The sequence below is a fragment of the Campylobacter concisus genome (assembly GCF_003048875.2).
Taxonomy (GTDB): domain Bacteria; phylum Campylobacterota; class Campylobacteria; order Campylobacterales; family Campylobacteraceae; genus Campylobacter_A; species Campylobacter_A concisus_AU.
This window is the reverse complement of the sequence record NZ_CP049264.1, coordinates 867,132-880,768: the sequence shown is the minus strand read 5'-3', so window position 1 is coordinate 880,768 and position 13,637 is coordinate 867,132. Positions and strand designations below refer to the sequence as shown.

At 37.2% G+C, this 13,637-nt stretch carries 11 protein-coding genes, 3 tRNA genes and 2 pseudogenes; 11 read left to right on the top strand and 5 right to left on the bottom strand.

Annotated elements, in window-relative coordinates:
• Positions 1–23: 23 nt before the first annotated feature.
• The 3 genes from CVT07_RS04455 to CVT07_RS04445 all read left to right on the top strand — a co-directional run bounded on the left by CVT07_RS04455 (position 24) and on the right by CVT07_RS04445 (position 825).
• Positions 24–455: a GatB/YqeY domain-containing protein gene (locus CVT07_RS04455; RefSeq protein WP_107936751.1), complete on the top strand. Its 432-nt coding sequence runs from the start codon at positions 24–26 to the stop codon at positions 453–455.
• 193 nt (positions 456–648) lie between these two features.
• Positions 649–723, top strand: a tRNA-Gln gene (locus tag CVT07_RS04450).
• 27 nt (positions 724–750) lie between these two features.
• Positions 751–825: transfer RNA gene (locus CVT07_RS04445), tRNA-Met, on the top strand.
• Positions 826–853: 28 nt separating this feature from the next.
• Here CVT07_RS04445 and CVT07_RS04440 read toward each other — a convergent pair.
• The 5 genes and pseudogenes from CVT07_RS04440 to CVT07_RS04425 all read right to left on the bottom strand — a co-directional run bounded on the left by CVT07_RS04440 (position 854) and on the right by CVT07_RS04425 (position 6,993).
• Positions 854–1,108 (bottom strand): site-specific integrase, encoded by a 255-nt coding sequence (locus CVT07_RS04440; protein ID WP_223232074.1) that lies wholly within the window; start codon positions 1,106–1,108, stop codon positions 854–856.
• Between the two features lie 288 nt (positions 1,109–1,396).
• Positions 1,397–2,395: a hypothetical protein gene (locus CVT07_RS04435; RefSeq protein ID WP_107936753.1), complete on the bottom strand. Its 999-nt coding sequence runs from the start codon at positions 2,393–2,395 to the stop codon at positions 1,397–1,399.
• Between the two features lie 33 nt (positions 2,396–2,428).
• Positions 2,429–3,892: pseudogene (locus tag CVT07_RS04430) on the bottom strand (DNA translocase FtsK); the annotation flags it as partial.
• Between the two features lie 285 nt (positions 3,893–4,177).
• Positions 4,178–4,534, bottom strand: a pseudogene (locus CVT07_RS10105) (DNA translocase FtsK 4TM domain-containing protein); the annotation flags it as partial.
• Positions 4,535–4,677: 143 nt separating this feature from the next.
• A complete protein-coding gene (locus tag CVT07_RS04425; RefSeq protein ID WP_107936757.1) occupies positions 4,678–6,993 on the bottom strand; it encodes a flagellin in 2,316 nt (771 codons plus the stop codon).
• A gap of 140 nt (positions 6,994–7,133) precedes the next feature.
• Between CVT07_RS04425 and CVT07_RS04420 the strand changes: the two genes are divergently transcribed.
• From CVT07_RS04420 to CVT07_RS04385, 8 genes are all read left to right on the top strand, one after another.
• The gene (locus CVT07_RS04420; RefSeq protein WP_107936759.1) at positions 7,134–7,880 is read left to right on the top strand and encodes a YaaA family protein; all 747 of its coding nucleotides are present in this window, start codon (positions 7,134–7,136) and stop codon (positions 7,878–7,880) included.
• A gap of 124 nt (positions 7,881–8,004) precedes the next feature.
• Positions 8,005–8,307, top strand: coding sequence for an HU family DNA-binding protein (locus CVT07_RS04415; RefSeq protein WP_012001719.1), 303 nt, complete (start codon positions 8,005–8,007; stop codon positions 8,305–8,307).
• 71 nt (positions 8,308–8,378) lie between these two features.
• Positions 8,379–8,465: transfer RNA gene (locus CVT07_RS04410), tRNA-Leu, on the top strand.
• A gap of 65 nt (positions 8,466–8,530) precedes the next feature.
• On the top strand, positions 8,531–10,291 hold the full coding sequence (locus tag CVT07_RS04405; protein ID WP_107936761.1) for a response regulator: 1,761 nt from the start codon (positions 8,531–8,533) through the stop codon (positions 10,289–10,291).
• A gap of 94 nt (positions 10,292–10,385) precedes the next feature.
• Positions 10,386–11,291, top strand: a complete 906-nt coding sequence (locus CVT07_RS04400; protein WP_021093175.1) for an AEC family transporter — start codon at positions 10,386–10,388, stop codon at positions 11,289–11,291.
• A gap of 63 nt (positions 11,292–11,354) precedes the next feature.
• On the top strand, positions 11,355–11,681 hold the full coding sequence (locus CVT07_RS04395) for a hypothetical protein (protein ID WP_021085558.1): 327 nt from the start codon (positions 11,355–11,357) through the stop codon (positions 11,679–11,681).
• A 9-nt stretch (positions 11,682–11,690) separates the two neighbouring features.
• Positions 11,691–12,353, top strand: coding sequence for a response regulator transcription factor (locus CVT07_RS04390; protein WP_002940533.1), 663 nt, complete (start codon positions 11,691–11,693; stop codon positions 12,351–12,353).
• Positions 12,346–13,515: a sensor histidine kinase gene (locus CVT07_RS04385; RefSeq protein WP_107936763.1), complete on the top strand. Its 1,170-nt coding sequence runs from the start codon at positions 12,346–12,348 to the stop codon at positions 13,513–13,515. The genes CVT07_RS04390 and CVT07_RS04385 overlap by 8 nt, the downstream gene beginning before the upstream one ends.
• Positions 13,516–13,637: the final 122 nt, after the last annotated feature.

The window sequence follows — 13,637 nt, the reverse complement described above, 5'->3', positions numbered from 1 at the left end:
TTCAAAAATTTAAAGGAGAGAAAATGGGCATAAGAGAGCAAATTTTAGCCGACATAAAAGAGGCTATGAAAGCAAAAGATGAGTTTAAAAGAGACACTTTAAGGACGCTAAATGCAGCACTTAAGCAGGTCGAAGTCGATCAAAGGATCGAGATGACCGACGAGGTCGTGCTCCCACTACTTCAAAAAGAGATCAAAAAGAGAGCTGACTCGGTTGAGCTCTATCTAAAGGGAGCAAGAGAGGACCTAGCCAAAAAAGAGCAGAGCGAGATCGAGCTGATCAAGGCATATCTACCAGCTCAGCTAAGTGATGATGAACTAAAAGAGAAGATAAAAAGTATCATTGAAAAGGTTGGTAAAAATTTAGGCGCTGTGATGAAAATGGCAAAAGATGAGATCGGAGCGAGTGCTGAAGCAAAACGCATAAGTATGATCGCAAAAGAACTTTTGGCATAAAACTAGATAAACCCATGTAAATTTTCGCATGGGTTTTAAAAGCTATAATTAAATTTTATATACTATAAAAGTATTTTGTTTATTTTTAAATTTTAAAAGAGCTACTTTGAAAAATAAAATAAATTTACATATTTTTTTAAAAAAGCTTGACAAATGGCATTAAAGTCTATATAATTACAACTCTTAAAAACATTGGGGTATCGCCAAGCGGTAAGGCAACTGGTTTTGGTCCAGTCATTCAGAGGTTCGAATCCTCTTACCCCATCCACTTTTAAAAATCCCAAACAACTCTTATCGCGGAGTAGAGCAGTGGTAGCTCGTCGGGCTCATAACCCGAAGGTCGGCGGTTCAAATCCGTCCTCCGCAACCAAATACCAAGGACTTTTACCACCTTTTAACTAAACACCAACTCCCACACCATCACGTATATCATCAACATTTAGATGCACGTAATGTAGGCTACTTTTAATATCTGTGTGACCCATAAAAGCCATCAGTTTATGAGCATTAAATCCCTTCAAACTCACTAACCTAGAAGCCACTGTATGGCGTAATACGTAAAGTCCGTGAGTGTTGCTAGTCCCTAAATATCCAAGATGGTTTCTCACAGCCCACCACATACGATTTGCTGTATCGTGATTTAGGTGGGTTATAGAACACTTATCAAGTGGTAAGTCTTTGTATCTATAATAAAGTTAATTTAAGGCATCAAATTTATTTCGTTAACATCAAGAGCATTGCTTTTTTGTAGTTATGATATAGCTTCTTTTAGGTATCAATTAGCACATTATGCGAATTTGTTTCATAAAGAGTTTAAATATTTTTGATTATGTTTTTAGCTATTTTTAAAATTTATTTTTAAATTTTTAACAATGGCTTTAATTTACAAACTTTTATCATCAATTAAATTTAGTAGAAAAATTTAAATCAGCACAAGGCTTTTATATCTTATCAGCGACACATCTAACAAGTTCATTTTCATTATCGCCTGGATATTCACTCCAAAAATCAATCTTCAAAATTTTTTCTAACTCTTTTGAATTTTGCAAATCATCCAGCCAACGACCATCTATATAATCAACCTTTTTAACTTTCGAGAGTAGAATTTCTTGTGTTTTTAGCTCGTAAGTTTTTCTAATAAATACTCCATCATAACCATCATCTTCTTGCGCATCATTTAAAGATTTATACTTTTCTATACACTCTTCGTATCTCTTATACTCTTTATTGCCCTGGTATAGCAAATTTACACTTTTATCTAGCCTATGATTTACAAAGTCCATTTGCACTATATACTCTGACATAGGACCATTATTAACACTACTAAAATACTTTACAAGCCTAAAATCTTTTCCATCTAGCGCAAAAACATATTCCCAGTATCCGTACTTACCATAACTATAGAAAAATTTTAGTTCGCTATTTTTTATCTCTACTACAAGCTCTGGTGGAAAATAAGCTCCACCATCTTCATTTGGGCTCTCAAAGATATCTCTCTTAGTTACTACAGCCTCATATTTATCACCATTTGAGAGCAAGATCACGACACCACGACGATTTTTATTTACTATTTGACACCATTTATCATCTTTAGTGCTCTCGTCGCAACCTTCACTAAACGGCATAAATTTATCCTTAAATGTTTCTTGAGTTACCACAGCTACATCCTCTATGCCATCTTTATTTAGATCACCCTTGATGGCATCATATAGTGCAGTTTGTTTTGGCAATGATGCTTGCACTACCGCTAACATCTTATCATCTAACTTGGATAAATTCTCTATCTCATACTCATCGCCAGAAAAAGGTATGCTCATCTGTTTTAGAGTTTTTAGCATAGATGTTGAGTTTTTCTCTACATTACTCGTATTGATATCTTGAGCAAAGGTAAAATTTAGCATTAAAAAAGAAATACAAACGAGAACTCCAAATTTAAACATTTTTATTCCTTTATCTTTACATTGCTTATAAATTTAGACCAAAATTTCTCTTTGGCCCTTTGCATTTACAGGGCTTAAAACGCCCATTTTCTCCATTTGCTCGATTATATTTGCAGCTTTGTTGTAGCCTATTTTTAGGCGTCTTTGTAGGTAGCTGATCGATGTTTTTTGCTCGCTTAAGATGATCTCTTTTGCCTCTTCATATAGCTCATCAAGCTCATCTTCGCCTAGCGCACCAGTAGCCGAGCCTGCGCTAGAGCCCTCTTCTGCTAGAAATTTCTCATCGTAGATCACATCTTGCTGCTCTTTTAAGAAATTTACAATTGTTTCGATCTCTTTTTCGCTCGCAAATGGCGCATGCAGCCTGATCACACCAGGGCTTCCAGGAGGTGTAAATAGCATATCTCCTCGCCCTAGCAAGCTCTCAGCTCCCATTTGATCAAGGATGACCTTACTATCGATCCTCTGCCCTACTCTGTAGCTTATCCTGCTTGGCAAATTTGCCTTTATAAGGCCAGTCACGACGTCGACACTTGGACGCTGGGTCGCCACTATCAAGTGTATGCCGCTAGCCCTTGCCATCTGCGCTAGACGGCCTATGTAAAGCTCCACGTCCTTGCCGCTAGTCATCATAAGATCGGCCAGCTCATCGATGATCACGACTATGTATGGGAACTGCTCGCCGCCCTCGCTCTTCATCTTTTCGTTGTAGCTCTCGATGTTTTTTGTGCGAGTTTGGCTCATTATTTTGTATCTTCTCTCCATCTCAGCGACCATGTTTGAAAGCGCTGTGATCGCCTTTTTAGCCTCTGTGATGACCGGCGTCAAAAGGTGTGGGATGTCGTTATATATGCTAAACTCAAGCATCTTTGGATCGATCATCATTAGGCGCAAAGTTTGTGGGCTATTTCTATAAAGCAAGCTTAAAAGCATCGCGTTTATACCCACGCTCTTGCCTGATCCTGTTGTACCTGCGATTAGCAAATGTGGGAGCTTTTTAAGGTCAGTCACAAAAGGAGCGCCCACGATATCCTTGCCAAGAGCCATGGTTAGCGGACTGCTCGCGTTTTTAAAGACTTCGCTTTCTAAAATTTCTTTTAGATAGATCGTCTCTAAATTTTGATTTGGCACCTCTATGCCAACGACATCCTTGCCAGGGATCGGCGCTTGGATGCGGATAGTTTGGGCCTTTAGCGCCATCGCTAGGTCATCTTGTAAAGTGAGAATTTTACTCACCTTAATGTGCGGGGCTGGACGAAACTCAAATGTCGTAACGATAGGGCCAGTATAAGTTCGCACCACGTCGCCATCTATCTTAAATTTACGCAGTTTATCGAGCAAATTTGAAATTTGTTGGTCGATCTCTGCCTCATTTATATTGTGCGAGCGCTTTGGAGGGTCGTTTAGAAATTTAAGTGGCGGCAAGACAAAGTCTTTTGGCTTTTCGACCTTGCCGCGCTCTATCTGATCAAGAAGCTTTTTGTTTTCAGCCACTTCATTTAAAATTTCAACCCCGCTTATAGTTGCAGGTCTGCCCTCTTGTGCTGGCTCCATCTCTGGCTCTGGTTCAAATTCTGGCTCGCTCTCTAAATTTGGCTCATCATCATTTAGCACCTGCGCATCTATAAGCTCTTCTTCTTTTATCTCGTCGGCTTTTGGCTTTTTGCGCTCTATCTTTGGTATCTGCCTTGCCCTTACCTCTTTTACGCTTGCGCTTTTTTCTTCATAGCTATTTGGCTCTTTATCTACGAAAGCCTTTCTTAAAACGATGATAAAATTTTCTCTAAAAGCAAGTCCAAGTGAGATGATAAATATCATAAGTATAGCAACCGCAGTGCCGATAGCGCCGATGACTTCTTTTAGCGCTGAGACTATAAAGCCACCTATCACGCCGCTATTTGCCCCAGAAGTACTTAGCGCTTGAAACATCAAAAATGCGATAAAAAATAGAAAAATCCCAACTAGAAACTGGGCAAAATCAAAGTCAAATTTATTAAAATTTTTATATACAAAATAGCCTAAAACGATAAGTAAAAATGGATAAACATAGGCGATAAGTCCAAAATATTTAATATTAAAAACACCAAGGCTTTGTCCAAGTAAGCCTACAAAATCAGCAGTCGGAGCAGCCGTAGCGATACCAAAATATATAAAAAAACAAACAAAAATAGTAAATAATATATGTCTTAAAATTTTAGATCCTTTTGTTAAAAAGGCTTATTATAGCACGCTTGAGTTTAATTTTTAAAAAATCAGCAAGCTAGGCCTGCTGATTTATCATTTTAGTTTAGGTAGTTTAGCAAGCTTAGTTGATTTATCTTAGCGCTTGCTTGTAGAGTAGCTTGATATGAGAGTGAAAGCTGTGTAAATTTAAGATATGACTCTGCATAGTCTGCGTCTATGACGTCATTTTTAACGGTTAGCACATTTACTTTCATGACCTCTGCACGCTGATTTGTCGCAGTTAGTAGCTTTGTTTGAGAGCCTATCTTTGTAAGCTCTTTATTTGCGTGATCTATCAAGTGATCTAGCCTTTTTAAAGCTCCCTGCATACCTGTATTTCGCGGATCGTGATTGTTAGCGTCTGCTCTATAGTAGCCGTTTCTAACGGCAAATATCATATCATCAAGGTCTTGAAAGACACTTGTGCTTGGCTCATCGATAGTTAAAGCGTTATTTTCGTTAAAGCTAAATACTGAGCCCTTGCCTTGAGGGTGGCTTGCAGCGCCAGCAGTGTTCATGCCAGTGCTATCTCCGTCAAATATATCTCCATTTTTCGCATCATACATGGTTAGCTCTATATTTGTGACAGATTTTGTCTTGTCAGTTAGCACCATCCTGCCTTTATCGTCTAAATTTACTTCTACTGCGCCTTTAGTCTTTGACAAAGCCTCTTTATAGGCGTTGTAGTTTTGATCTCTTCTTACCTTTTCGATATCTGTATCAAAATTTGCATTTTCTACGTTTTGAGGATCAGGGATGTTATCGCTTGCAGCCATCGCTACGATATCCATTAGCTGGCGATATGTAAAATCACTTGCATAGGTTCTGTAACTGCCAAATTCATCTGAGTTATAGACGGTCAAATTTCTAGTTGGAGATACCACACCAGCAGCAGTTGTAGATGTTATTTGAAACTGCACTGGGGTATTTACGCCACCTGCTTCGCCCATTTTTACTTTGATGTCATACATTGTGCCTGTTATTGATTTTACTTGCATGCCTATCTCTTGATTATCTATATTGTAAAGCTCCCTCTTTCTAGCATCAACATCTTTTGGGTATAAATTTCTATTGTAGCTCTCTTTTGTACCAGAAACCTCGCTTAGCTTTGTCTGATCAGTTGCAAACTCGCCTGTTCTTCTAGCAACTTGAGGTAAATTTGCGATAAGTTCATTGTCTTTTCGCTCAAATCTAACCTTGTCATAGTCAAATGCGTTTGTTAAATTTCCATCTTTATCAAGGTATTTGCTCTTTGTAAATTCAGTTATATGAACCGTTTTTGGCACAGCATTTGCCATATTTTCAAGGCTTTGTAGCGAATTTATCGTATCAAGTGTATTGTTTGGAGCTATCGCACCACGATTTGCCGCCACAGAAGTAGCTGCAACCATGTGAAAGTCTATCGTTTGATTGCCTTTAGTAAGGTCTTTTATATTAAATTGTCCGTCGTTATTTATGCTCACATCGACAACTTTTGTAGTCTTTGTGTTGCCAAATTCCATACCGATCTTCTCCATCAAACCAGCCATTGACGTATCAGCACTCATCTTAAATTTACTTGTAAATGTCGTGCCGTCTGGCTTTTTACCCTGCATAAAAAAGTATGTGTCAGGGAAATTTACATTTGAAGTATCCAAAAAGTCAAAATCTGGCTCGATTGTACCTTTATAAGAGCCGTCACTGCCCACAACTGAGTCGCTTGCGTAGTTTAGACCGATCATATTTTTTATCTTGCTATTTTCGTCAAGATATTTTGGCGCATAAGAGATGTCAGTTCTAGTTTGATCAGCTAGCATCACGTTTGTTGTTAAAATTTTGTTGTAGTCGCCATCTTTTCCTAAAAATAGATCAAATCCTGGGATATTGTAAGGTAGCTCGACCTGCGCACCGGCTGAAGTTTTCATATAGTCGCGGTTGCCTTGATATTTACCTGAGCCATCGATCGGCTTAGTATCCACAGCACTACCTGAGAATAAAAACTGCCCATTTATAGAGGTATTTGCGATATTTACAAGGTGGTTTTTGATACCTTGAAGGTCGTTTGCCAAAGCTTCAAGAGATGTTGTGCTATGCACGTCGCTGGCTGCTTGAACGACTTTTGTTTTAAAATTTTCAAGCTGTTTTTCAAATTCTTGCAGCGCATTGTCCGTGTTTTTCGCAAAATTTACTGACTTACCGGTAGCATCTGCCACTTGAGTGAGAGTGGTCGCTTCATAATCAAGCCTCATAGCATCGTTATAAACCGCAGCACCGTCGTATGGATCTTGAATTTTTAGTCCATTTGAGAGCTGCTGGTAGCTTTTATTTACGCCAACCATATTTTTTTGATAGTCGTGCAAAGTCTGACTAAAACGTAGTTGATTTGTAATTCTCATAATTTTTCCCTAAATTTTTATTCACTCTAAGCAAGAATAATTCCGCTTTGTGATATATCGGTGAAAATTTGATTTTTTTTAGTGCAAAAAAGTTTTATTGTATAATCTGCCAAAATTTACATATATAAATAGGAAAGAAAATGGGGTTAAAAATACTCTTCTCACCAAGCGAAAGCAAAATTTCTCTAAACACGAGTGATAAATTTGATGGTAAAAATTTGATATTTTCTGAGCTTTTTGGCAAAAGGGCTGAAATTTTAAAAAGATATGATGAGTTTTTAAAAAGTGCAAATTTAGACGAGATAAAAAAACTTTTTGGATTAAAGGAGCTTGAGGATAGCGAGCAACTGCGAGAAAGTCTATCTAAAAAAGGTAGCATAAAAGCTATCTTAAGATATGACGGCGTTGCCTATAAACACCTAAACTACCGCGGACTAAGCGTTGAGGCTCAAAAATATATAGATAATAATGTTTTGATATTTTCAAATTTATTTGGGCCAATTTTGGCAAAAGATGAGATAGCTGAATATAAACTAAAGCAAGGCGAAAAGCTAGCTGGCTTTGATATTTGTAAATTTTATGAGCAAAATTTTAGCAAGGCAGTCGATAGCTTTTTAGAAAATGATGAAATTTTAGACCTTAGAGCCAAATTTTATGAGAAATTTTATGTGGTGAAAAAAGAATTTACGACATTTTGCTTTTTAAAAAACAAAAAGATATTAAGCCACCATGCAAAAGCTTATAGAGGTGAGGTTTTGCGCCAGATCGCAAATGCTAAAGTGACAAACAAAGATGAGCTAATGGGTTTAAATTTTAAAAATTTAAAGCTTGTAGATATGAAAAAGATAGGGCTAAAAAACGAGCTTACGTTTGAAATTTGCGAGTGAAAGTTCAAAATTTGGTCTTTTTTACTAAAAAAATGCAAAAAAAGAGCTAAATTTAGGGAAAAAGTATTGTATTTTTTTTTAAAAGAGTGTAGAATTGCCGCATAACTTCTTAAAAGGATGGTTCATGAAAAAAGCTGAATTTATTCAAGCGGTTGCCGACAAGGCTGGTCTTTCAAAAAAAGATACTCTAAAAGTTGTTGATGCTACTTTGGAGACAATCCAAGCGGTTCTTGAAAAAGGTGATACAATTAGCTTTATAGGCTTTGGTACTTTCGGTACTGCTGACAGAGCTGCAAGGAAAGCTAGAGTTCCTGGAACTAAGAAAGTAATCGACGTTCCTGCTAGCAAAGCAGTCAAATTCAAAGTTGGCAAAAAACTTAAAGAAGCAGTTGCTGCTGGTGCTGCTAAAAAAGGTAAAAAGAAATAATTTTCTTTTTCGGGGAGCAAGTCTCCCCTTTTTCTTTCTTCTCACAAATCTAAAATTTCAATCTTAACTTAGCCCGAGTGGTGAAACTGGTAGACGCGTCAGACTCAAAATCTGATAAGGGCAACCTTGTGTCGGTTCGAGTCCGACCTCGGGCACCATCATAAGCTTAAACATTTTATAAATTTAGCCGATACTATTTGCAACATCTTTAAAAGGATTTTAGATGAATGTTGCACCGCAAAAGTATGATTTTATAAATTTAAATGATTTGCAAAATCTCTCTAAAAGATTTTCAAATCATGGCGATCAAAATAGCTCAAAAGTAAATTTAAGCCAGTTTAACGAGCTTTATGAAGCAAATAAAACAGATACCATCTACATAACTGAAGCTGATATCAAAGAATACAACAAACATCTAGCAATACAAAAAGCAGAAGAAATTTTAAAAGATTACTCGCAAAATTTAATAGATAGCAACAACAAAATTTACTCAGACAAACTTTCTAATGGCTTTAGCAAAAACGCCTACTTTAAAAATATAAATGCCACAGATGATGCCGCCATGCTACCTGTCTTAAAAAGTGGCTACTTAGAAAATACAAAATTTAAAAATTTAAACGACTACGCCTACTCAAACACTCTAAAGACAAATTATGGCGAAGTGGAAGTCTTTTTAGATATTTACGGCGATAATGATGAGCTAGGCATTGGAAAGCTAGAAAACAACAGCGCACTTTTTAGCTTTGATAGCAATAATGACGGCACACTAGATCAAAAAGATATGCTCTTTGACAAGCTAAAAGTAAGAGGATACGACAAAGACGGAAATGAAAAAATAGCAAATTTAAGTGACGTCACGGCTAGAGTTGATCTTAGGCAGTTTATCAGCACAAATGTCATAAATCACAACCAAATAGCAAGAGAAGAGCTAAACCATAAAGCAATAATCACAAATAGTCCCGATCTTTACGTAGATACAAAAGAGATCGATCACAGGCACTCCTACTACGCCTCAGATCCAAATACCTTGTTTGCTGCTGAGAATAGATATGAAAAGATAGGCAAAAATGATATAAATAATTTCTTTAAAAAATATGCTCAAAATGACGGCTGGGTCGATCTAAGGCACAATAATATCTTTGGTAAGGATAGCTCTTTTAAAAATTTCGCTTACACAAAAATAGGCTTTGATGACACTGCAAGATTAAGCGAGTTTAACCCGATCGTCGAGCCAAGCAAAGAGCAGAAAAAAGATGAAAATTTCTCATACACAAAATTTCAAAAAGATAGTTTTATGAAATTTTATAGTGACTACAACGCTGAGCTTGATGCGCATGAAAAGACGATAGAAAATCTTAGCGCTAATTTAAAGAAATTTGACGAAAATGCGGACGCTTACATATCAAAGCTTGAAGATACAAAATCAGCCAAAATGATCGCAATGGAAAATGAATTTAAGCAAGCAACTGGGCTTGATTTTAGCATCTCAAATTTAAAAAAAGTAAAAAAGGCTTTTACATCAAATGAAGCCATAGCCGCCACTGCACTGCGAGATAGCGATAGCGTCATAGCTATGAAGCTAAATCAAGATGGCACGATAAGACTAAAATTTGATAGCGGCAGAGAGCTAGACGTAAATGAGCTTTACAATGACACTGGCAAGCTAAATACGCCAAGCGAGCTAAAAACTAGTGTAAATTTAGATGCAAAAAAGATGGATAATGAGCAGCTAAATAGCCTAAATTTCAAAGACATCGGCGTCATGCAAAGCGGCAAGATCACAAGCCTAAAAGATGCTGGAGCGATAGCTATCATCAACATATCAAATAAATTTGAGAGTAAATTTTTAATCAGCCTAAATAGCGGCAAAAGTATATCCGCAAGAGAAATTTATAATATCAGCTATCTTGAAAACGATATAAAAAATAAAGAAAAGATAGATGAAAGAGATAAATTTTACAAAAAGGTTGATACTAGGGTTTAAATTTAAGAGTAAAATCCAAAAAAGTTTATTGTAATTTAATCTTTTGGGGCATATAATCAATTCTTTGTAAATTCCAAACTTAAAAGAGACTGCTATGAATTTCACACCACTTTTTGCAATATTTTTCATAATCGCAACTGGTTTTTTTGCTAAAAAAGTCGGCATTGTTGAGCAAAAGCACTCGATCCCATTTGTGGATTTTGTCCTTTGTTTTGCAATGCCTGCGCTAATTTTCGACAAAATTTACCACGTAAATGTCGATGCCTCGCTTATAAACACGATCCTAATCGGCTTTGCCTCAACCGCCATTAGCGCCGCTTTGGCATTTGTCATAGGCAGAGTTTTTAAATTTACCAAAATAACAACCGTCAGTATGGTCATGCTAAGCCTTTTTGGTAACACACTATTTGTCGGTATGCCTGTCATTCAGGGCTTCTTTGGCGATGCGATGGTAAATGAGGTCATCTTTTACGATCAAATAGCCACTGGTATCCCACTTTCGATCCTTGGACCACTCATCCTATCTTTTGCCGCACCTGAGAAGGTCTCGCTCTTTCAAAATACGATGAAAATTTTAAAATTTCCACCATTTATCGCGCTCATTATGGGTCTTGTCTTAAAAGAAGTCCCGCTTCCAGATTTTATCTTTGCGCCACTTAGGATGTTTGAAGGTAGCGTCACCCCAGTGGCACTTTTTGCGATCGGCGTTGGTCTTAACTTTAGCAGTATCACAAGCTCATATAAAGGCGTTAGCGTCGTGCTTTTGTGTAAGATGATATTGCCAGCTATCGTATTTTTCATCATATTAAAAGTCTCAGGCATCCAGATGAGCAAAACTTGGGTCGTTGGTCTCTTTCAATGTGCGATGCCGACATCAGCCCTTGCAAGCGCGATGGTCATAAAAGCTGGACTTGATAGCTCACTAGCCATCTCATCAGTTGCTATTGGCGTGCTTTTTTCATTTATCACGCTTCCAGTTATCTATTTTGTATTTGCGTAAATTCACACTTATTTCACACTAAGTGACTACAATTGCAACATAATTTAATTTAAAGGAGACTTTATGAAAAAGTTAATCTTAGTTGCACTTGGTGCTATGTTTATGTTTGGCGGTCTTGCAAATGCTACTGAAATGATGCAAAAGGACAAGATGGGCAAAGATGAGATGATGAAGAAAGAGCAGATGATGAAAGATGATATGTCTAAAAAACATCCTGTCAAAAAACACGAAGCTAAAAAAGAAGACATGGGCATGAAAGACGAAATGAAAAAAGACGACATGGGTATGAAAAAAGACGACATGGGCATGAAAGACGAAATGAAAAAAGATGACATGGGTATGAAAAAAGACGACATGGGCATGAAAGACGAAATGAAAAAAGGCATGTAAAGGCACTTGATGGTCAGAATTTTGCTTGTTGAAGATGATGAAACATTACTTGATCTAATAAGCGAGTATCTGGGCGAAAATGGTTACGATGTCACCACTACAAACAATGCCAAAGACGCACTAGATCTTGCATACGAGCGAAATTTTGACCTACTTATACTAGACGTCAAACTCCCGCAAGGCGACGGCTTCTCCCTACTTTCATCGCTACGTGAGCTTGGCGTCACAACACCTAGCATATTTACCACCTCGCTAAACACCATAGACGACCTTGAAAAAGGCTACAAAAGCGGCTGCGATGACTATCTAAAAAAGCCATTTGAGCTAAAAGAGCTACTTATCCGCATGCAAGCTCTCATAAAAAGAAATTTCTCACACCAAAACGGCGAAGATATCAAAATTTTAGATGATCTTTGCTTTCACCCACAGAGCAAAACTCTAAGTAAAAACGGCGAAAATGTAAATATCTCGAGCAAAGAGAGCGACCTGCTCGCCCTATTTTTGCAAAACAAGGGCAAAATTTTAACCAAAGATGAAATTTTTAATAAAATTTGGAAATTTGACGAGGAGCCAAGCGAGCTTAGCCTTCGTGTATATATCAAAAATTTACGCCAAATTTTAGGCAAAGATGCCATTTTAAACAAGCGTGGAGACGGCTACATCTATGTCTGAAAAGACGCAAATTTTATTTAAAATTTTATCCCTCTATCTTGTTAGCTCTGTGCTATTTTTGAGCTATTTTTTTATACACGACTACCAAAATAAAAAAGAAGCACTCATCTTAAACGAGGTAAAAAGCCTAAAAGAGATCAAGATGGGCATATATATGAAAGCCAGGATGAATGGCTTAGACTCGGTCTCAAGCCTCACAAACGAAAAGGGCGTACATGCTTGTATCGTGCTGGAGAATGGTGAGAAAATTTATAAAGATTTTGAGTGCAAAAATATCAACAAAGGCAAAAATGTAAATTTGATAGACGGCAAGGTAGCGATCTTTGAAAAGATCCAGTATATGGAGGACAACGCCACAGACGAGCTCGCACGCGCAGACATCTTTCTAGTTGGCAAAAATATCAACGGCGAAATTTTATCCTTGCAAATTTCGACCACACTAAAGGCTGCATTTTTCCTCTTTGCCCTGCTCTTTGTCGCCTTTTACTTAGCAAAACTAAGCCTAAAGCCACTTTATGAAAAGATAGATACGCTAAATCACTTCATAAAAGACTCAACACACGAGATAAATACACCCCTAAGCGTCATCTCGATGAGCATAGAAACAGCCGATCGTGAAAACCTAAATGAGCGAAATTTAAAGCGCTTTAACAACATCAGCCTTGCTGCAAAGAGCCTAGGCAGCATCTATGACGCGCTCGTTCATCTAAGTTTTAACCTTGATAGGCCAAGCAAAAAAGAGCTAATAGATCTAAATTTGCTAACCACGCAAAGGTTAAACTATTTTTCACCATTTTTTACCAAACGCGGACTTAAGATAGACGCTAGCCTAAAGCCTAGTTTTATAAACGCAGACCTTGAAGATGTGAGTAAAATTTTAGACAATCTCTTAAGCAACGCCTCAAAATATGCAGCACCAAATTCAAAGGTTAGCATCATTTTAGAGCCAAATTTCTTTAGCATAAGCAACACTGGACGTGGCATCAGTAAAGAGCAGCAGATGAAAATTTTTGATCGTTACACGAGATTTAACGACGATCAAGGCGGCTTTGGCATAGGGCTAAATTTAGTAAAAGAGTGCTGCAAGAAAAACGGCATCACCGTAAAATGCCAAAGCGAACTTGATGGCGAGACTACGTTTTTGCTCACTTGGCAGAGTTAAATTTAAAACCACCCTACTTTAAATAATAAAATTTATTAAAAAAGAGAATTTATGTCCAAAATTTATTTTTGATAAATTTTATTAATATTATAATCCTTTTACAAAATCTTAATCAAGGAGAA

Excerpts from the sequence above, each read along its gene's own strand:
- CVT07_RS04455 (WP_107936751.1), top strand. The coding sequence starts at position 24 with ATGGGCATAAGAGAGCAAATTTTAGCCGACATAAAAGAGGCTATGAAA.
- CVT07_RS04435 (WP_107936753.1), bottom strand. The coding sequence starts at position 2,395 with ATGTTTAAATTTGGAGTTCTCGTTTGTATTTCTTTTTTAATGCTAAAT.
- CVT07_RS04425 (WP_107936757.1), bottom strand. The coding sequence starts at position 6,993 with ATGAGAATTACAAATCAACTACGTTTTAGTCAGACTTTGCACGACTAT.
- CVT07_RS04420 (WP_107936759.1), top strand. The coding sequence starts at position 7,134 with ATGGGGTTAAAAATACTCTTCTCACCAAGCGAAAGCAAAATTTCTCTA.
- CVT07_RS04415 (WP_012001719.1), top strand. The coding sequence starts at position 8,005 with ATGAAAAAAGCTGAATTTATTCAAGCGGTTGCCGACAAGGCTGGTCTT.
- CVT07_RS04405 (WP_107936761.1), top strand. The coding sequence starts at position 8,531 with ATGAATGTTGCACCGCAAAAGTATGATTTTATAAATTTAAATGATTTG.
- CVT07_RS04400 (WP_021093175.1), top strand. The coding sequence starts at position 10,386 with ATGAATTTCACACCACTTTTTGCAATATTTTTCATAATCGCAACTGGT.
- CVT07_RS04395 (WP_021085558.1), top strand. The coding sequence starts at position 11,355 with ATGAAAAAGTTAATCTTAGTTGCACTTGGTGCTATGTTTATGTTTGGC.
- CVT07_RS04390 (WP_002940533.1), top strand. The coding sequence starts at position 11,691 with ATGGTCAGAATTTTGCTTGTTGAAGATGATGAAACATTACTTGATCTA.
- CVT07_RS04385 (WP_107936763.1), top strand. The coding sequence starts at position 12,346 with ATGTCTGAAAAGACGCAAATTTTATTTAAAATTTTATCCCTCTATCTT.